Source organism: Nostoc sp. DSM 114167 (assembly GCF_052692655.1).
Window position 1 is genome coordinate 6,066,654 of sequence record NZ_CP195116.1, and the last position, 17,031, is coordinate 6,083,684.

The window sequence follows — 17,031 nt, forward strand, 5'->3', positions numbered from 1 at the left end:
AATTATCCCACCACCATCAAAGCAAACGCTGAATTGGCCGACAGTCCCGAAAGCGCCGGATGTGCTGCAATATAATCATCCCAACCTTGAACAAAAGGGCGAGTATCGATTAATTCTAGCGGGTCGATACCAGCAGTTGGACTGGTCATAATATTGCGGATTTGGTCTACAACAGTATTGTCAGAACCCAATCCCATATTTTGGAGGTATTTCAGAACCTCAGCATTTATCCCGGTGCGGATTTCACGAACTTGCAGGTTAGCTCGATTAGTCACATCTATATAGCCGCCACCGTGCTGTTCTGCTATATCTGCGATCGCACGGCACTGCTGACTAGTAATAATTCCACCTGGTATTCTAACGCGAGATAATATCCCATCTGCGGCAGGAGTAGCATAAAACAAGCCGGGACAAGTGGCAAATCCAGAAACCAATTTTAGAACTCCTTCCCCGTGCAACGCAGGGAGTAGACGGTGAGTGTGTCTTGAGGACATCCTGAGAGTTGGCATTCTGACTTGGGTCATCCCATCACAGCTGCGGCACAGTCCCGGAATTTCACCGGAGTTTCCCAACTCTCAGCTTTAGTAATTTAGACTTTGTTGAGGTTATAGATATCAACCAGACATCATCCAGATAATCATTTTACATTACTATGGCGATAAATTTTAACTGAGCTTATCCACTACCGATCGCAAGATATAGTTCTTGAAGCTAATCTATAAATTGAATTTAGTCATGGCTCAGGCAGGAATGCTTGCAATACGGTTCGGTTAAAGGGGAAAGGGGAAAGGGGAATAAAAAACCTTTAACCGCAAACCCATTTCCCTTTTCCCCAAAGCTAATTCTGAGTTCAAAATGCTTATCCTAACTGTATTGGGAATGCTTGAGCCTTTTTGCTGAAAAACTTGCTTTAGAAAAAGTTAGGCGATCGCCGCTTCACGAGTAGCAACTTTGCTAAACTGATTTACTGGACGAGGTAAACCAAGATTTTCGCGCAGGGTTCGTGCTTCATACTCTGTACGGAACAGACCCCGACGTTGCAATTCAGGAATTACCAAGTCTACAAACTCATCCAATCCTCCCGGCAACCAGGGCGGCATAATATTAAAGCCATCTGCCCCGCCATTGACAAACCAATCTTCTAGCTGATCGGCAATTTGTTCTGGTGTGCCTAGAATCTGACGATGCCCACGCGCTCCAGCTATCGACAAATACAGTTGTCGAATCGTGAAATTTTCTCTCTTAGCTAGGTCAATCAGAAGTTGCTGACGGCTTTTACCCCCGTTAGTCTCTGGTAGCTCTGGCAACGGCCCGTCCAATGGATAGCCGGATAGGTCAAATCCACCGATCATTGAGCCAAGCAAATTTAAGCCGACCACCGGATCGATCAACTCCTGAATTCGATCGAATTTGTCTTTAGCTTCTTGCTCAGTTTTGCCGATAACTGGGAATACACCTGGCATAATCTTAAGATGCTCAGGTGAGCGCCCGTATTCAGCCAGTCTCCCCTTCACATCTTGATAAAAAGCCTGAGCTTCTGCCAAGGTCTGCTGGGCAGTGAAAATTACCTCCGCCGTTTGTGCAGCCAGATTCTTACCATCCTCGGAAGACCCAGCTTGAATAATCACCGGATAACCCTGGATAGGACGCGCCACATTTAGCGGCCCACGCACTGAAAAATGCTCGCCTTTGTGGTTGGGAACGTGCAGTTTATTGGGATCGAAGTAAATACCCGATTCTTTATCATGTAAGAAGGCGTCATCCTCCCAACTATCCCAGAGCTTGGTGACTACATCCACAAACTCTTTCGCACGCTGATAACGTAGGGTATGTTCCATGTGCTTTTCCCGATTGAAGTTCAACGCTTCAGCTTCGGTAGCAGAAGTTACAAGATTCCAACCTGCACGGCCACCGCTAAGATAATCTAATGATGCAAATTTGCGGGCGAGGTGATAAGGCTCGTTGTATGTAGTCGATACTGTCGCCGTCAAACCGATGTTTTCCGTCACCACAGACAAAGCCGACAACAGGGTGAGAGGCTCAAAGTGGACGAGTTTGCCATTTCGGCTCAAAAGGTCGGCGCTTTGATTGCGATCGCGCACAGCCACACCGTCTGCAAAGAAAATCATGTCAAATTTGCCGCGTTCTGCCGTCTGTGCCAGCCTTTTATAATGCTGAAAGTTCAAACCAGCATTAGCTTGCGCTTCGGGGTGTCGCCATGACGCTACGTGATGACCAGTACTGGGCAAGAATGCGCCTAGTCTAAGTTGAGGTTTTTTCGTACTCATACTTTTGTCTGTAAAATCGTAGTGTTTTTAAACGCATAGGCACGCAAAGTTAAGCCAGTGCGTTGCGCGGGTTCCCCGCGTTGTAGCAACTGGCGTAGCGCAGAGGAATGCAGAGTTTTGCCGAATTTATGCAATGTTGTACTAAGGTGTTATGAGTTAAATCACGTTAGTTTTTGGATTTTGAATTGCTTACACTGGCTGGGGTTTGAGTAAATCTGTTTTGGTAACAAATTCACTGAATGTACTTGCAACCTGCTGCGGTAATGCGATGCCTGGTGTTTGCACTGGTAAGCGAGGAAACAGTAATTCTGCGACTCGATAGGCTTCTTCGAGATGGGGATAACCTGAGAAAACGAAGGTATCAATTCCTAAATCGGCATATTCCAGCATCCGCGCTGCAACTGTGTCTGGATCTCCGACTAAGGCAGTCCCAGCGCCGCCACGTACTAAGCCAACACCTGCCCATAAGTTGGGGCTAATTTCTAGGTTTTGGCGTTCGCCTTTATGCAGTTGAGCCATCCGGCGTTGTCCTTCTGATTCCGATTCAGAAAACCGCTGATGTGCAGCTGCTATGGTTTCATCATCGACATACTGAATCAGTTCATTAGCTGCATCCCAAGCTTTTTGCGTAGTTTCGCGGACTATGACGTGCATCCGAATCCCAAAACGTACCGTTCTACCTTGTTCTGCTGCTAATCGGCGTACTTTTGCAATCTTTTCGGCAACTTGCTCTGGTGGTTCACCCCAAGTTAAATACACATCAATGTGTTTGGCTGCAACTTGGAGCGCCGCATCTGAAGAACCGCCAAAATACAAGGTGGGATAAGGCTTTTGTACGGGAGGAAATTGGAGTTTTGCGCCTTGAACTTTGAGATGGCGACCACTATAGGTTACTTCTTCACCTTGCATGAGCGATCGCCAAATTGTCAAAAACTCATCTGTCAGTTCATAACGCTGGTCACGATCTAAGAAAATCCCATCTTTTGCAAGTTCTTTGGTGTCGCCACCAGTGACAACATTCAGAATAATTCGACCATTAGAAATCTGGTCAAAAGTCGCAGCCATTCTAACTGCTAAAGAAGGCGACATAATTGCCGGACGAAAGGCTACAAGAAACCGTAAGCGTTCTGTAACTGAAATTAATGAAGTAGCGACAATCCAAGTATCTTGTTTTTGTCCGGTACCAATCAACATCCCGCCATAGCCCAATTTATCAACAGCTTGGGCGATTTGCTGCATATAGGGGTAAGTGGCTGCTCGTCTGCCAATTGTAGTACCTAAATAACGTTCATCTCCCTGGGTCGGCAAATACCAAAAAACTTCCATTTTCTTATCTCCTGGCGCTATTTCTGGCTAATGGTTTCCGGTGTTATCGCTGCATATTGTTCGCTAGTCAGCATCGCTTCCTTAATATTGATGGGTTTAGGAATCACTTTTTCTTTGGCAAATAAATCTGCAATTTTCTGTTGTTTTTCCATAATTTCAGGCGTAATTGGTCTTATACCGTAAGTTCGCCTTTCAACCATTGTTGTTAAAATATCTTCATCAATTTTGAGGTGAGGAATAGTCAGTTTTACAACTTGCGATCGGTTTTTTTCAGCCCATTGACCTGTGTTATCTATCTCCTCAAGAACTAATCGCACTAATTTCGGGTTTTCTGTGGCAAATTTTCGCGCTGCCATGTAATATCCGCCCTGAGTAGAAATGCCACTAGCATCTCTCAAAACACGAGCATTTGCTTTTTTTTGGGCCACGGCTAAATAAGGGTCCCAAGTTACCCAGGCATCAATTTTGCCTTGAATAAAAGCATCACGGGCTTCTGAAGGAGGGAGGCTAATAGCTTGAATATCACTATATTTCAAACCAGCCTCTTCCAAAGCTTTTATTAATAAGTAATGGGAAGCAGAACCCTTTTGAAAAACTACTTTTTTACCTTTGAGATCGGCTAAACTCCGAATCGGTGAATTCTTTTGAACGATAATTCCGCTTCCTTTACCAGTACTGGGTTTATTACTAGCAATATAAACTAAAGATGTGCCAGCCGCTTGGGCAAATATCGGGGGAGTCTCGCCTACAGAGCCAATATCAACCCTGCCTACATTCATTGCTTCCATCAGTTGTGGCCCGGCGGCAAATTGCGCCCATTCTACAGAAATACCTAAAGGCTTTAGACGTTTTTCGATCGATCCTTTAAGTCTGAAAATATCCCCAGAACTTTGATATCCCATTCGGACAACTTTGGTTTTCAAACCAGTGGTTTGATTTGCTGAATTTGGGGTTTGGACTGAGCAACTAATTAAGGTTGTTGAGATTGTTAATAATCCAGGTAAAAGGAATAATGAAAAACGTTGTAAAATCTTAACTTGTGGCTGTTTGAAAACGGGAATCATGGACGTGATACTTTGTTTTTTAATTTGCTTTTGGACTTATTTGGCTATGCCTATGTTCGGTTGTAGAGATAGGTGTCAACTTAAGCTAAAAGCTTTGTCAAATCTCGTTTCTAGCCTCTGGGCTGGAAATGCTCTTCAATTGCAGCTCTGCCGCCAGCAAGGGAGGCGGAGCCTCTAGGACAGCATTCCCAGTCGGAGCAGGGGAACCAGACAATATCTAAAAGCTTTTTTTCGGCTGGCTTTCACGTTAAGTTAACACCTATGCGCACATCTGTACGCCTCTAGTGTTGTATTGCTCGTAACCTCAAGATTTAAACTTTTTGAAGCTGAAGGTTCTTTTGGAACAGTTCTTGAACATTTTTCCAAGCATCGGCGGCAGCTTCGGCATTGTAGCTGGCGCGATGGTTGCAGAAAAAGCCATGTCCTGCACCGGGATAACGGAAGATAGCATGAGTAATCTGATTTTTCTTCAATTCAGCCTCAATCTGTTCTGTATGTTCTAAGGGGATTCCCTGGTCATCAAGACCAAAGAAGGCGTAAATGGGGCCTTTAATCTCTGGAGTGCGCGTGATGGTTGGTTCTCCACCGCCGGGAGTTGAGTTGGGAATCCCGCCACCATAGAAAGAAGCTGTAACTTTAATATCTGGTAAGGTGGCAGCTAGATAAACGACATGACCACCAAAGCAAAAACCAATAGAGCCGATCGCATCTCCTTGTACATTTGGTAGAGTTTTTAAATAAGCGATCGCAGCTTTAATATCACTCAATATTTCCTCTGCTGTTGTCTGCTCTTTATACCCTCTCCCTTGTTGGACATCTTCAGGAGTGTATCCCCCCTCAAAACCGGGGGCGGTGCGTTGAAATAAAGTCGGTGCGATCGCCACATACCCCTCTTTGGCGAATTTCTCAGCAACTTCCCGAATGTGAATATTAACCCCAAAAATTTCCTGAATCACGATAACGGCTGGGAAGGTTCCCTTTTGTGCTGGTTCAGCCAAGTAAGCATCAATTTGCAAATCTCCGTTAGGAACTTTAACTTGAGCAGTGCGAATTTCTGTGTTTGTCATCTTAGGATTAGCCTGTAATTGCTTTCAGGACGCGATGTTTTATGGTAATTTTTGTACAATACTACTTAAAATATATCGATTTGCCGTAGTTTTAAGAGTAGTATTTCACAAACAATGTGCAAAGGCAAGTCCTTTGATTTAGAGATGTAGATGAATATAAGACCATACCAAGAATCTGATGCTGAATTAGTCAGTGCTTTGTGGGATGAGGTGTTTCCTAATAACCCGTCGCACAGCAGCCCAAAATTGGTAATCAGTCAGAAGCTTGCTGTACAGCCAGAGTTGTTTTTCGTTACTGAGATTAACTCTGTGATTGTAGGGACTATCATGGCAGGATATGACGGGCATCGCGGTTGGCTATATACAGTTGCAGTCAGTCCTCAGTATCAACGGCAGGGTATTGGTAGCAAGCTAGTGCAGCACGCAGAGAAGGTATTAATAGCGATGGGATGCCTCAAAATCAATCTCCAAGTTCGTGTCTCCAACGCAGAAGTAGTTGAGTTTTATAGAAAACTTGGCTATCTCATTGAAGAACGCATCAGTATGGGAAAGCTTGTCGTATAGATGTTTGGTGAGTTTGAACAGAAAAACTTTAAAAATACGCCAGGATTACAGCAAAAGGTGATTGTAGGCATACCAAATTTAACCCAAATTAGGAGAAAAATTTATGAAGCTTAATGCAGTTCATCATATTCAAGTAACCTATCCTCTGGAAGTGGAGGATGCAATGCTGTTTTTTTATAGTAAAGTTTTAGGATTGACTGAAATTGCCAGACCTGATGTCATCAAAAATGATTCAGGAGCGTGGTACAAATTGGGAGATATTGAACTGCACGTTAGTAGAGAGAAAAACGCCAATAACCAAGCATCAAGACGGCATTTTTGTTTCCAAGTCGATAACTTGAACGCCTTTGAAGAACACCTAAAAGAGTATGGGATAGAAATTATTCCCGATCGACGACCACTTCCAGGATGCGTGCGGTTTTTCCTCCGAGATCCCGGTGGGAATCGTATAGAGATTGCAGAGTTCGTTAAGAGTACTTTTGCACAGCGACAAACAATCGATTTGATAGCCTGAAATTCTTACTGTGAAAACAATCGACACCATTCAACGTTCGCGCAGCGTCTCGTAGAGAAGTTACGATGGTTTTCAAGGTTCTGGCGAGTGGTGTCGATGAGTTCAACAAATTTGGAAAAAAAATATAGCATCTTATACCAATTCTGTATGAAGATGCGCTAAACCATATTAGGAGTGAAGTATAAGAAAAAAACGAACCGCATTGCGCAGCGTCTCGTTAGAAAAGGGCGCAAAGTACACAAAGAAAGAAAATTTGGCGCAGCCTCGCAAAGAAATGGTACTATCTGACTTGTCAAAATTTTGTCAATCTAAATTCTGACTTCTGAATTCTTTGTCAAATTAACAATTTTCTCCTGATGTTTCACACGCACCAATACTCACCCAGGTGCTAGAACCATCTTGCCAATGTTCTTTCTTCCATATAGGGGCATTGTGTTTGAGCGTATCAATAGCATATTGGCAAGCTTCAAACGCCTCACTCCGATGAGGAGAACCCACAGCTACTAAAACGCTGATTTCCCCAACTTGCAAACGTCCAACACGATGATAAATCGCGACTCGATTCACATCAGACATAGATAAGCGAATATCAGCAGCAATTTGATAAAATATCCGTAACGCCATCGGTTCATAAGCTTGATACTCTAGAGCAATCACAGGTTTACCATCGGTTTGATTGCGAACCATACCACTCATCACAACCACAGCACCATTGGCTGGATCGTCGGATTTGGCGTAGATTTCTTCCAGAGACAATGGTGCAAAGGTAATGGCAAAACTATCTTCGGCTCTTGGTTTAACAGCAGAGGTAAGTGTAGTTGTCATAACTGCGTTGATATTATATGGGTTTTTTCTATTGTCTCTGAAGAAAAGACTTCTTGGCATTTGTTGGGAAAAGGGGAAAGTGGGGTCCCAAGAAGGGGAAAAGGGGAAAGGGGAAGGGGAAGGGGAAAAGGTTCTGCAAAAGTCCCTTTCCCCTTTAACCTTTACCCTTTTCCCCAAGAGTGCAAAAGTGCTTTTTGCAAGAGGTCTATTAATCTGCACCATCTAGACGATCGCAGTCATATCTACCTTTAATCTCTTGATTGAAAAAGCTGCCAATTGAATCCGAGGAATGTAAATCTTCCCAAGTATCCTCGTCTACGCCTAAGTACTGATAAACCGCTCCACTTTGAAACTCAACTTGCAAAATCTGTTCGTTGCGATCGTAGCCTACAGCCATAGCCATTGATGAGACAACTGGTAGCATGACAATAGGTTCTTCTTCAAAAGGTAATGCAGTCGTTTCGGCAATCGCTTCGTTTAGTTCTTGCAATCCTTCATAAGCTTGTATCGGTGCTGGAATTTCCAAAAACTCTAGTTCGTTGCCTCGGTCGAGCAACAACTGCAAATATCCATCAGAATGAGCGATCGCTACTAAACTGCTCAAGTCTACCTTAGATAGCTTCATTTATTTTGTACTCTCCTATTAGCGTAGTCGGGAGTGGTAAAGTTTTATGCAATATCAAGCGCTTTTATAGTACATTTATACTAAACAAGCGCTTAAGTGTCAAGTTTTTCCTTCTAAGAAAGAATTTTAGGTATGTAGAGACGCTTTAGCAAAGCGGCACGCAGTGTTTTTCTCTGACATCCGGGTAAATACCCATGATATCAAGTCCGGTTAATTACTTATGATTACCGCATCTGTGCAAAATTCCGAAAAGCCTCTTTTCACTCGCTCTCTGGTCTAAAAGGATGTTTGAAAAGTCTGTAGTAGTGTATGCTCGTGAATTCTGAATTCTGCTGTAAGTACTTGACAATTTCAACCAATCTTTGTTGTATCTAGACTCAACTGAGTTTCCATTGCTGTTTGTATCACTCAATGAGCTCACCCTTTTGGGTGAGTCATATATCAACCGATCAGATGACCTGACTGAAGGAAGTTGAGATTAATAATAAAGAGGACTCTATTACTAAGGAACACCGATCGCATTTTACCTAAATATAACTTATGAAACTTGCTACCTTAATAAATTCTGCACTGATTTTTGCTTCTATCACTCTTGTACCTGGAATTGCTGGCGCTCAAACAGCTACTACGAACAACAATGAAACAATAGCTGTTAACTCTAATAATTTATCCACGAACTCGACTTCTGCGAATTACCTCCAGCCTTTGAATCTAGTTCATTTTGCTTATCAAGGAGGTCTGCAACAACACGGTATTCCTAGTGGAGAAGCGCTAGTACTTAAAACTTTGAATAGAAATATTCTTGCGAAAGATTTGGTTAAAGCTGCTGTGAATGCAAATAAATTACCATCACAAGTTTTAAACGATCAAAATTATTTAAGTGCTGTTAATTCAGAACTCAACGTATTGCCAGATTATGCTGCTGCTGATTAATTTGGTTTTTCTCATATCTTTTGAGAAAGCTAAGTTTTTCAGTATGGTATATTTGTATGCTTGTTACTAAGGATAGATAAAAGCTTTTTATACATAGCGATCGCTGTGTATGAAAACTATATAAGAAAGCTTGATATTCAAGAATAATTTCTAAATTTTGACATAAGTTGCACTTATCCTGTGCTAAAGCCACAGAAAATTGTATAATCGTCAGCTTATGGAGCAAAAATTTCTATAGAGAATGACAGAAGTAATAAGATCCGGGGGACTAAATAATATTGAGTCCATTGAGTATGAAGAGCGGTGTTTAGAAAAAGCCAGAGAAACAGGCGATCGCAATCGGGAAGTGATTTCTTTGGCAAGTTTGGGCAATGCTTACCAGTCGCTAGGCGAGTACCACCTAGCAATTGAGTTTTATCAACAATGGTTAGATATAGCGAAAGAAATAGGCGATCGCTTAGAAGAAGCCAAATCTTTATCTGGGTTGGGTAACGCTTACCAATCACTGGGCAAATACCAGCGAGCGATTGAATATTATCACCAGTGGTTGAGTATTACCAGGAAAATAGGCGATCGCACTGGGGAAGGTCTTTGCTTGGCAAGCTTGGGTAATACTTATGAATACCTGGGTAAGTACGAGCAAGCGATAGAGCTTTACCAACAATGGTTGAGTATAACGAAGAAAACAGGCGATTGGACAGGGGAATGCATCTGCCTGGGAAGTTTGGGCAACATTTATGAATCGTTGGGATCTTACCAACTCGCAATTGAATTTTACCAACAATGGTTAGGGCTGGCGAAATTCATCAGCGATCGCAATGCTGAAGGCATGGCCTTGAGTGGATTGGGCAGTGCTTATAAGGCTTTAGGAAAGTACCAAAGGGCGTTGGAGTTTTATCAGCATTCATTAGAGATTAGAAGCGATCTTAATGACCCAAACGGAGAAGCAAATGCCTGGTTTAATTTGGGTTTGGTGTTAGAAAAAATCAATCGAGAATCAGAAGCGATGGATGCCTTTTGCAATGCTCGTGAAATTTATCGTGCAATGGGACTCGATGCCAGCCTGCAAGATTGTAACCATGCCATTGAGTTTCTTTCTCAAAATATTGCAAGCGCATCATCTACTTTCTGGTTGAGGAGATGGTTAAGTCATTTGTCGCAGTCGATCAAAACTGGTTCTAAATAAAGAGTGCTGAGTTTTGAGTTAAAAGATTCTTTCTATTGACTCAGAACTCACCAGGATACTTATTGAATACTGCAACTGAGTTCTTGCGATCGAAAGAAAGCACAGAAAACGGGTCTTTTCGATTCCCCATTTCCATCCCAGGAGTGCCTACAGGCATTTGCGGAACAGATAAACCAACAACATTTGGCTTTTCTTGAAGCAGACGTTTGATGTCGTCTGCTGGGACGTGTCCTTCAATAACATATCCATTAACAATTGCCGTGTGGCAAGATGACAAGTCATCCGGCACGTTGTACTTTTGTTTGACTGTTTCGATGTCAGGCTCAGAAAAATCTGTGATTTTAAAACCCTGTGTCTTTAAGTGCTCAATCCACCCGCCACAACAGTTACAATCGGGACTGCGATATACAGTGGCATTTAGCACTGTTGATTTTGATTGTGTCTGTTGCTCCTGGATGTGACTACTGCTGAAAACAGCTTGAGCATGACTTATAGGAGCAGTGCTTCCCAAAATGCTCAACACCCCTAATGTTAGAACCACTATTTGCACAATGGCAGGCATCAAAATGGGAAGTAACCATTTTTGCCAGCAATAAATCAATTGTTTGTGTGACATCTGATACTTCCTAAATATATATTGCTATTGTATCTATCCCGCCTCGGAATAAATTCCGAGTCTCATAACGAAAGTCCTCTTTTAGAGGACTAAACTAAATTTCTTGTTTAGTCCTCTAAAAGAGGACTTTCGCTTATCAGCCCGGAACTTTAGTTCTGGGCGGGATATTTGCTCAATGTGGGACTTTCACGTGACATACTCACGCTTACCTGTAATCAGGTAAGCGTGAGTATGTCACTATGGAACGAATCCAGGCAATCTATAAGTAAATATTATAGCTATGATAGTTTTTTTTCTATGTAATATATGCTTTATTGAAAAATTTCTAAGATCCTTTAATGGTAGAATGTTATAAAATCATGACATTAGGCAATATTTTATTAGACTTGTTAATTTAGCGTTAGTAGGTCTATGTAAATGTTGCTCTTAATGTCTTGAATAAATAATCTAGTCGATGCCTTATCTACAATTTGGAAAGGTACTACTGTGTGCATTGTTATCTTTAAGTATATCAACCGAAAGATACTATTTTTGCTAACAAACTTGAGATAGATGTGTTTGTTTATTTCGGTATTGATAACTAGCTACAGTATAATGTCACAACTCATATTTTCTAAGTTGATGCTTATTTATTATTGTGGAGTTTATGAAAGGAAATTTCCCAAAAAAACGAACTAATTCTACTTATTTAAGATTATTCCATTACAAAAATCTTCACTTGAAATTGAATAATTACTGGTTTAAGGTAAGTGGAACCTGGCGCTCGTGTCCTCTAACATGTCCTATAGAGAAACCTCATCACAAACATATTTTTTGGAGTTGGCTTGGTAGTTTCTTAGCAATCGCAGCAACGGCTTACCTGTCTGTGAAAACACATTCTCCTCTGCTTATGGCTCCGTTTGGTGCTACCAGTGTATTGATATTTGGTGTACCAGACAGTCCTTTGGCTCAACCCCGTAATGTGATTGGTGGTAATCTCGTAGCTGCCTTAGTCAGCCTAATTATTTTACATCTTTTTGGTTCGTCACCTTGGACAATGGGAATGGCAGTAGCAACAGCCATTGGGATGATGCAGCTGACTAGAACTGTACACCCACCTTCAGGAGCAGTTGCCTTAGTCGTGATGATGACAAAAGCTCCTTGGCAATTTCTATTAACACCTGCTTTACAAGGTTCTATTATTTTGGTGCTTTGTGCTGTGGTTTTTAATAATCTGGCACAAGAGAGGACTTATCCCAAGCACTGGCTGTAAGAAAACCTTAATCGAACCGTATTGAATTCTATTCTGGTTTTTTGTGCCAATGCCCATCATCGCCTTTTTCGTAATCGCGCTTTACCGCACTCCAAGCGACTCGAAAGGCACGTTCTTCTCCACCATATTGTTCTTGAGCGCTGTTAAATGCAGCTCGGAAAATTTCTTGGGCGTGTTTGGGTAAGTTTTCTTTGACTGAATCTGGTAAGTCTGCAATTTGTTTGTAAGGCATAACTTTTATTTCTCCAGTTTCATGTTTGTGCTTTGCTTTAGGGTGGAAAACCATGTTTGATTCTGCCTTCATCAGCAGCATATGGCTGACAGCGATACCTGCGGTGAGCTACGCTAACGCACACCACTTGCATTAGTTAAAAGCCAGCCACGGGCGATCGCTGAATTTCAATGCAGTGCTTTCAGTTACTCAATACCGCTAACAACTGTCGCAATTTCGGACAATAATTACACGTTTTAAATAATTCGTCATTGAATTCTTAACTACGAATTATTAATTACTTAAAGGCGTGATGTTGTCAAAAAACTAATTGTTTGTGGCTTGAAACTCGATACACTATCCCAATAATTAACCTGGTTAATATTTACCTTCAGCAAAGCAATACCAGGTTCATCTAGTCCCTTAGGAAACCAAGTTTGAAGTTCCGGCTTCCATAGCTGTCGCATTTTGTTGCGCTCTTTCACAAGTTGTGCTGTACCTGAGATAGAAACGTATCGCTGCTGTTCGGGTGAAGAGAAACTAATATTGACTTGCTCGTGATGTTCTATTTCAGTCACCTTATGGGAATCAGAATAAGTAAAGAACCAGAGTATGCTATCAGAGTTAATCTCACCACTCTTTGACATCGGGTAACTATGCAAGCTGCCATCATCATCGACTGTAGTAAACATCCCATAATCAATATCTTTGATGAGTTCACGCAGTTTTTGAATCTGTTGCTCGCGGTCAGTAGAAGTTGCCATTGTTTGTACTTTTTTCTCTATTTATCTATTTGTTTGTTGTCTAGGTTGCAATTTTTGATTACAACCATATCTAATTTTGATAATGTTATTTTTTAGTATTAACCTTTTTAGTTTAAATTGCGTGAGTCTAAAGGTGGAATTATAATAAAAGTAGCTTTTTTAGTTATATCTATAGAGATATTTGTTGAGAATGACTATTCTGTGCATACACAACTTTTAGGTATAGTCAGGTTAATTTTGCGCTTATTTCTTTAGACATAAATTTAATAAATTTTCTACTAAATTCAAAGTGCTTCTGTAACTTTGGCTGATAAAGTCATAATTTAGCAGACATATAGGAATCCGGTTTAATTCGGAGAATTTACTTGCGTGGGTAGGGAACAGGAAAGAAGGCATAGATCCGTTTGAAAAAGTCAAATGCCATTTAGCTTGTGGAAAACACTGAAATGAGTAACTAAACTGGTGTTTGAGAAAGCATTTAAGCCTTTTGCTTGCGGAAAACACCAAAATGAGAAAGCATTTAAGCCTTTTGCTTGCGGAAAACACCAAAATGAGAAAGCATTTAAGCCTTTTGATAAAGCATTTAAGCCTTTTGCTTGCTGAAAACACCGAAATGAGAAAGCATTCGAGTATTTTGAGAAAGCATTGAAACCTTTTGAGAAAGCATTTCGGTATTTTGAGAAAGTATTTTAATATTTTGATAAAGCAATTAGGCTTTTTGATAAAGCAATCAGCAAATATACCTGACGATTAAAAATCACGGCTGTACATAGCCTGCTTCCGGTTCGCCTTTAGAAGTTGTTTGAAAAGTTGCAAAGTATACTATAAAACCCACTTCTATTCCTCTCCCCGTTGGCGTCAACCTGCCGTTAGCCAAGCGGAGAGAGGCTTTGAAACCCCCATTCCCTTGTGAGTGTTGGGGGGCTAGGGGGGTTAGGTTTCCGAGGCTTCAGATGTGATGAAAAATACTTGTTCATTTTAATCCTAATAACCCAGCTGTAACTACCTCATACCATTTCACAAAAAATATGATACAGATGCAAACGCCCAAACCTATGCTACTTCTTACTTTCTTAATTTTGAATACTTCGACTACGCTCAGTACAAGTTTTGAATTTTGAATTGGTATCAGTTCCCCCAAATTCAAAACCTTTGCCAGCAACAGTATTGCTAAACTCCTCCCAAGTCAACCGTTTTGGCGTTGTTTTACAATCAAACGCACCAAATCTATGTAGGTAGAACTGTGACGCAACCGCCAGTTACCGAACCACCTGACACCAGTCCAACTTAATTAAATACTGGATACAACTACGGGTTTGAGTACTGTATAATTTCAATAATTTTATTAATAACCTCTGTTAATTTTTCAAGTTTTATTTGACCTGCTTGATATAAAATAATTTGTTTATCAGCAGTAAAAACTCGATTTGGTCTAATATTACTTGGCTGATTTAATTAACCGTAGCTAAAATCACTATTATCTAATTGAATGGCATAGATATCGCCAACAGCTTGGCTAGTAATTTGGCAAAGTATCAGATCGTCTCTCTGAAAAGTAGCAATAACTAAAGCAGGTCTGCGTTTTGTACCAGTTAAGTCTGAAAATGGAAATGGAACAATAACAACATCTCCTTTTACAAATCCTGCCATGCTGTATCTTCTTCTGGTCTTAACCAATCTTTTCGCAGTGATGATTCACTCATAATAGTGATTTCTAAGATTTTATCTTTTTGATACTTTGCTTGTAAGAATTGAACAAAATCTAAAATTTCCTGTAACAGAGGTTCAGGTAATTTTTCTAGTTCTTGTGTAATCTGTTCTTTAAGCATAATTGTCTGATTCTGTATTTGGGCAATATCTAAAATAATATTTATCATATCTGTTTTTGAATAAAAATATAAAATCAAACAAATCCTGCAACTGTAAAATGTTATATAACACCAGTAGCGATCGCAGCTAGTGACAATCGTTATTACATTTGCGATCGCAACTCATAATTGCCTTAAAATTAGGGTAATAGAGTATTACTACTTTAAGATGATGTTAAATTTATACCTTCTGAATGAGCCTCTTCAACCCATAGCAGGAGTATCACTTTCCATTCAGCGTCTAATATAAGCAACTAGGAAATCAAATTGCAGTATATCTGCCTTTTAAACTATGGACTGGAAGTATAGGTGGAAAAATGGTTATCGACCAAGCCGAGACGAAGCAGCAAAAAATCCTCATTTGTTAGATGAGAGCCAGTTCGAGAACGAACAAGACCGAAAGCTTGCTGAAGAAACTGCAAGGAAGCATTTGGGCGTACCTGCACCAACTTTAGACGAAGATCAATCAATACTACCTCATGCAGCTTTGCCTAATGACAAAATTTAATCCGAAGACATAGGCATTTTTTGCTTATGTCTGTTCCATACCATTATCAAGTTTAACAAAATGCAGATTTCGCAACTTGTCAATCGATTAAATAATAAATTTACTCAGTTACTCACTCAGACTGTAGCTTTAGGTGTAGGTGCTATTGTTCTTTCAACTACTAATGCTAATGCTGCCGAGCAAGTTATTTTAAAGTATGGTACTTTTCAGGGGCAAGTATCTGTTGAAGAATTAAGTCAGTTTACAGAAACTGGCAAGACTACCCCAACATTAAGAGCTTATTTACAGGCGGCGCAACAAGACCCCGCAGTAGCTCGTAAGGCATTGAAAGCCCCAATAAAAGCTGATGCTGCTTTTTTGAATAGTTTACTAGCTAGTTGGGCAGGGCCAATTTTAGTTAACCAAATTGGTGAGGTAGTTCATCCTCCCGCAGGACAATTAGACCAGCAAGCATTGCGAAGTGCTTTAAGTACATCTATTCAACAAAATGGTGAAGTGACATTACTTGGAGCCATTCAGAATTATCCAAATACTTCTGTTGAACTTGAAGGAGATCGTCTTATTTCTGTTTATGAACGTCTCAGCAATCTTGCAGAACTATTATAGGGTAATTTAGAGACAATACAGTTGCGATCTGATGATTGATTTAGTATCTCAATAGTCGTAAATTTTAATCACGATCGCAACGAAGTTAATACTGATGAGTCTATCTTAGGGTTCATACTGTGTTAATTAAAAATTCCCTAACCTAAATGTAGAGTTTAGTCTAAAAATAGGAAAGGGATTTTTATGACAACCGATGTTTCTAAAAATACTAACAAAAATGTGAATGGGTCACTGATAACAGGTGTTCTCTTGAGTATTTTAGGGGTGATTGCGATCGCAGCGCCTAATCTATCGACCATATTCGCCGAAACTTGGATTGCGGTGATTTTGATTTTCGCCGGATTTACAAAACTAGTTTATGCCACTCAAACCCGCCAGCAGGGAGGTTTTATTTGGAAACTTCTATTGAGCGGACTCTATATTGCAACCGGCATAATGTTGTTTGTTTATCCTTTTACAGGTGTACTCACACTAACTTTGTTGCTTGGCAGCTTTTTACTGGCTGAAGGTACATTCGAGTTAATTCTGGCATTCCGGTTACGTCCCCAAGAAAACTGGACGTGGATACTCGGTGATGGGATTATTACATTGGTCTTAGGCGCAATGATTTGGTTCCAGTGGCCCTTCAACGCACCCTGGCTTCTGGGTACACTAGTTGGCGTCAGCATTATTTTCACTGGCGTTTCACGCGTCATGCTATCTTTGAATGCGCGTTCTACCTCAAATCCTACTAATGAAGCTGCAAATCCTACTTAGTAGATAGGAGTGGGGAGTGGGGGGCAATACTGCTCGGTTAAAGGGGAAAGGGTAAGGG

At 40.9% G+C, this 17,031-nt stretch carries 20 protein-coding genes and 1 riboswitch; of the genes, 8 read left to right on the forward strand and 12 right to left on the reverse strand.

What is annotated here, in order from left to right:
- Positions 1 to 2 precede the first annotated feature (2 nt).
- The 5 genes from NSTC731_RS25830 to NSTC731_RS25850 all read right to left on the reverse strand — a co-directional run bounded on the left by NSTC731_RS25830 (position 3) and on the right by NSTC731_RS25850 (position 5,745).
- Complete coding sequence (locus NSTC731_RS25830) at positions 3 to 434, reverse strand: hypothetical protein (protein WP_445627427.1); 432 nt, start codon at positions 432 to 434, stop codon at positions 3 to 5.
- A gap of 61 nt (positions 435 to 495) precedes the next feature.
- Positions 496 to 579: riboswitch (adenosylcobalamin-variant (AdoCbl-variant) riboswitch) on the reverse strand.
- Positions 580 to 920: 341 nt separating this feature from the next.
- Complete coding sequence (locus NSTC731_RS25835; protein WP_445627428.1) at positions 921 to 2,288, reverse strand: LLM class flavin-dependent oxidoreductase; 1,368 nt, start codon at positions 2,286 to 2,288, stop codon at positions 921 to 923.
- Positions 2,289 to 2,477: 189 nt separating this feature from the next.
- Positions 2,478 to 3,614 carry an FMNH2-dependent alkanesulfonate monooxygenase gene (ssuD, locus tag NSTC731_RS25840; RefSeq protein WP_445627429.1) on the reverse strand — a complete coding sequence of 379 codons (1,137 nt, stop codon included), beginning with the start codon at positions 3,612 to 3,614 and terminating at the stop codon, positions 2,478 to 2,480.
- Between the two features lie 17 nt (positions 3,615 to 3,631).
- Positions 3,632 to 4,678: a sulfonate ABC transporter substrate-binding protein gene (locus NSTC731_RS25845; RefSeq protein ID WP_445627430.1), complete on the reverse strand. Its 1,047-nt coding sequence runs from the start codon at positions 4,676 to 4,678 to the stop codon at positions 3,632 to 3,634.
- A 311-nt stretch (positions 4,679 to 4,989) separates the two neighbouring features.
- On the reverse strand, positions 4,990 to 5,745 hold the full coding sequence (locus NSTC731_RS25850; protein WP_445627431.1) for a dienelactone hydrolase family protein: 756 nt from the start codon (positions 5,743 to 5,745) through the stop codon (positions 4,990 to 4,992).
- Between the two features lie 150 nt (positions 5,746 to 5,895).
- Between NSTC731_RS25850 and NSTC731_RS25855 the strand changes: the two genes are divergently transcribed.
- Both NSTC731_RS25855 and NSTC731_RS25860 read left to right on the forward strand, forming a co-directional pair.
- The gene (locus NSTC731_RS25855; protein WP_445627432.1) at positions 5,896 to 6,309 is read left to right on the forward strand and encodes a GNAT family acetyltransferase; all 414 of its coding nucleotides are present in this window, start codon (positions 5,896 to 5,898) and stop codon (positions 6,307 to 6,309) included.
- 103 nt (positions 6,310 to 6,412) lie between these two features.
- Positions 6,413 to 6,823, forward strand: coding sequence for a VOC family protein (locus NSTC731_RS25860; RefSeq protein ID WP_445627433.1), 411 nt, complete (start codon positions 6,413 to 6,415; stop codon positions 6,821 to 6,823).
- Positions 6,824 to 7,162: 339 nt separating this feature from the next.
- Here the strand turns inward: NSTC731_RS25860 and NSTC731_RS25865 are convergent, their stop codons facing one another.
- Both NSTC731_RS25865 and NSTC731_RS25870 read right to left on the reverse strand, forming a co-directional pair.
- Positions 7,163 to 7,648 (reverse strand): molybdenum cofactor biosynthesis protein MoaE, encoded by a 486-nt coding sequence (locus NSTC731_RS25865; protein ID WP_094350603.1) that lies wholly within the window; start codon positions 7,646 to 7,648, stop codon positions 7,163 to 7,165.
- A gap of 208 nt (positions 7,649 to 7,856) precedes the next feature.
- Positions 7,857 to 8,273, reverse strand: coding sequence for a KTSC domain-containing protein (locus NSTC731_RS25870; protein ID WP_445627434.1), 417 nt, complete (start codon positions 8,271 to 8,273; stop codon positions 7,857 to 7,859).
- A gap of 540 nt (positions 8,274 to 8,813) precedes the next feature.
- On the opposite strand from NSTC731_RS25870, the gene NSTC731_RS25875 reads away from it, so the two are divergent.
- A complete protein-coding gene (locus tag NSTC731_RS25875; protein ID WP_445627435.1) occupies positions 8,814 to 9,206 on the forward strand; it encodes a hypothetical protein in 393 nt (130 codons plus the stop codon).
- 241 nt (positions 9,207 to 9,447) lie between these two features.
- Positions 9,448 to 10,392: a tetratricopeptide repeat protein gene (locus NSTC731_RS25880; protein ID WP_445627436.1), complete on the forward strand. Its 945-nt coding sequence runs from the start codon at positions 9,448 to 9,450 to the stop codon at positions 10,390 to 10,392.
- Positions 10,393 to 10,432: 40 nt separating this feature from the next.
- Here the strand turns inward: NSTC731_RS25880 and NSTC731_RS25885 are convergent, their stop codons facing one another.
- A complete protein-coding gene (locus NSTC731_RS25885; protein WP_445627437.1) occupies positions 10,433 to 11,008 on the reverse strand; it encodes a DUF411 domain-containing protein in 576 nt (191 codons plus the stop codon).
- A gap of 646 nt (positions 11,009 to 11,654) precedes the next feature.
- On the opposite strand from NSTC731_RS25885, the gene NSTC731_RS25890 reads away from it, so the two are divergent.
- A complete protein-coding gene (locus NSTC731_RS25890; RefSeq protein ID WP_445627438.1) occupies positions 11,655 to 12,260 on the forward strand; it encodes an HPP family protein in 606 nt (201 codons plus the stop codon).
- A gap of 28 nt (positions 12,261 to 12,288) precedes the next feature.
- Here the strand turns inward: NSTC731_RS25890 and NSTC731_RS25895 are convergent, their stop codons facing one another.
- From NSTC731_RS25895 to NSTC731_RS25910, 4 genes are all read right to left on the reverse strand, one after another.
- Positions 12,289 to 12,492, reverse strand: coding sequence for a ChaB family protein (locus tag NSTC731_RS25895; RefSeq protein ID WP_334841609.1), 204 nt, complete (start codon positions 12,490 to 12,492; stop codon positions 12,289 to 12,291).
- A gap of 281 nt (positions 12,493 to 12,773) precedes the next feature.
- Positions 12,774 to 13,235, reverse strand: coding sequence for a pyridoxamine 5'-phosphate oxidase family protein (locus NSTC731_RS25900; RefSeq protein ID WP_445627439.1), 462 nt, complete (start codon positions 13,233 to 13,235; stop codon positions 12,774 to 12,776).
- A 1,455-nt stretch (positions 13,236 to 14,690) separates the two neighbouring features.
- On the reverse strand, positions 14,691 to 14,885 hold the full coding sequence (locus NSTC731_RS25905) for a hypothetical protein (protein WP_445627440.1): 195 nt from the start codon (positions 14,883 to 14,885) through the stop codon (positions 14,691 to 14,693).
- Positions 14,870 to 15,112, reverse strand: a complete 243-nt coding sequence (locus NSTC731_RS25910) for a DUF2281 domain-containing protein (protein WP_445627441.1) — start codon at positions 15,110 to 15,112, stop codon at positions 14,870 to 14,872. Before NSTC731_RS25910 ends, NSTC731_RS25905 begins: the two co-directional genes overlap by 16 nt.
- A 283-nt stretch (positions 15,113 to 15,395) precedes the next feature.
- Between NSTC731_RS25910 and NSTC731_RS25915 the strand changes: the two genes are divergently transcribed.
- The 3 genes from NSTC731_RS25915 (at position 15,396) to NSTC731_RS25925 (ending at position 16,973) form a co-directional block, all read left to right on the forward strand.
- Positions 15,396 to 15,611, forward strand: a complete 216-nt coding sequence (locus NSTC731_RS25915; protein WP_445627442.1) for a bromodomain-containing protein — start codon at positions 15,396 to 15,398, stop codon at positions 15,609 to 15,611.
- A gap of 60 nt (positions 15,612 to 15,671) precedes the next feature.
- Positions 15,672 to 16,217 (forward strand): alpha/beta hydrolase, encoded by a 546-nt coding sequence (locus NSTC731_RS25920; protein WP_445627443.1) that lies wholly within the window; start codon positions 15,672 to 15,674, stop codon positions 16,215 to 16,217.
- A gap of 183 nt (positions 16,218 to 16,400) precedes the next feature.
- Positions 16,401 to 16,973 carry an HdeD family acid-resistance protein gene (locus NSTC731_RS25925; RefSeq protein ID WP_445627444.1) on the forward strand — a complete coding sequence of 191 codons (573 nt, stop codon included), beginning with the start codon at positions 16,401 to 16,403 and terminating at the stop codon, positions 16,971 to 16,973.
- Positions 16,974 to 17,031: the final 58 nt, after the last annotated feature.

Coding starts and splice junctions, on each gene's coding strand:
- NSTC731_RS25835 (WP_445627428.1), bottom strand. CDS start 2,288: ATGAGTACGAAAAAACCTCAACTTAGACTAGGCGCATTCTTGCCCAGT.
- ssuD (WP_445627429.1), bottom strand. CDS start 3,614: ATGGAAGTTTTTTGGTATTTGCCGACCCAGGGAGATGAACGTTATTTA.
- NSTC731_RS25845 (WP_445627430.1), bottom strand. CDS start 4,678: ATGATTCCCGTTTTCAAACAGCCACAAGTTAAGATTTTACAACGTTTT.
- NSTC731_RS25850 (WP_445627431.1), bottom strand. CDS start 5,745: ATGACAAACACAGAAATTCGCACTGCTCAAGTTAAAGTTCCTAACGGA.
- NSTC731_RS25855 (WP_445627432.1), top strand. CDS start 5,896: ATGAATATAAGACCATACCAAGAATCTGATGCTGAATTAGTCAGTGCT.
- NSTC731_RS25860 (WP_445627433.1), top strand. CDS start 6,413: ATGAAGCTTAATGCAGTTCATCATATTCAAGTAACCTATCCTCTGGAA.
- NSTC731_RS25865 (WP_094350603.1), bottom strand. CDS start 7,648: ATGACAACTACACTTACCTCTGCTGTTAAACCAAGAGCCGAAGATAGT.
- NSTC731_RS25870 (WP_445627434.1), bottom strand. CDS start 8,273: ATGAAGCTATCTAAGGTAGACTTGAGCAGTTTAGTAGCGATCGCTCAT.
- NSTC731_RS25875 (WP_445627435.1), top strand. CDS start 8,814: ATGAAACTTGCTACCTTAATAAATTCTGCACTGATTTTTGCTTCTATC.
- NSTC731_RS25880 (WP_445627436.1), top strand. CDS start 9,448: ATGACAGAAGTAATAAGATCCGGGGGACTAAATAATATTGAGTCCATT.
- NSTC731_RS25885 (WP_445627437.1), bottom strand. CDS start 11,008: ATGTCACACAAACAATTGATTTATTGCTGGCAAAAATGGTTACTTCCC.
- NSTC731_RS25890 (WP_445627438.1), top strand. CDS start 11,655: ATGAAAGGAAATTTCCCAAAAAAACGAACTAATTCTACTTATTTAAGA.
- NSTC731_RS25895 (WP_334841609.1), bottom strand. CDS start 12,492: ATGCCTTACAAACAAATTGCAGACTTACCAGATTCAGTCAAAGAAAAC.
- NSTC731_RS25900 (WP_445627439.1), bottom strand. CDS start 13,235: ATGGCAACTTCTACTGACCGCGAGCAACAGATTCAAAAACTGCGTGAA.
- NSTC731_RS25905 (WP_445627440.1), bottom strand. CDS start 14,885: ATGGCAGGATTTGTAAAAGGAGATGTTGTTATTGTTCCATTTCCATTT.
- NSTC731_RS25910 (WP_445627441.1), bottom strand. CDS start 15,112: ATGATAAATATTATTTTAGATATTGCCCAAATACAGAATCAGACAATT.
- NSTC731_RS25915 (WP_445627442.1), top strand. CDS start 15,396: ATGGACTGGAAGTATAGGTGGAAAAATGGTTATCGACCAAGCCGAGAC.
- NSTC731_RS25920 (WP_445627443.1), top strand. CDS start 15,672: ATGCAGATTTCGCAACTTGTCAATCGATTAAATAATAAATTTACTCAG.
- NSTC731_RS25925 (WP_445627444.1), top strand. CDS start 16,401: ATGACAACCGATGTTTCTAAAAATACTAACAAAAATGTGAATGGGTCA.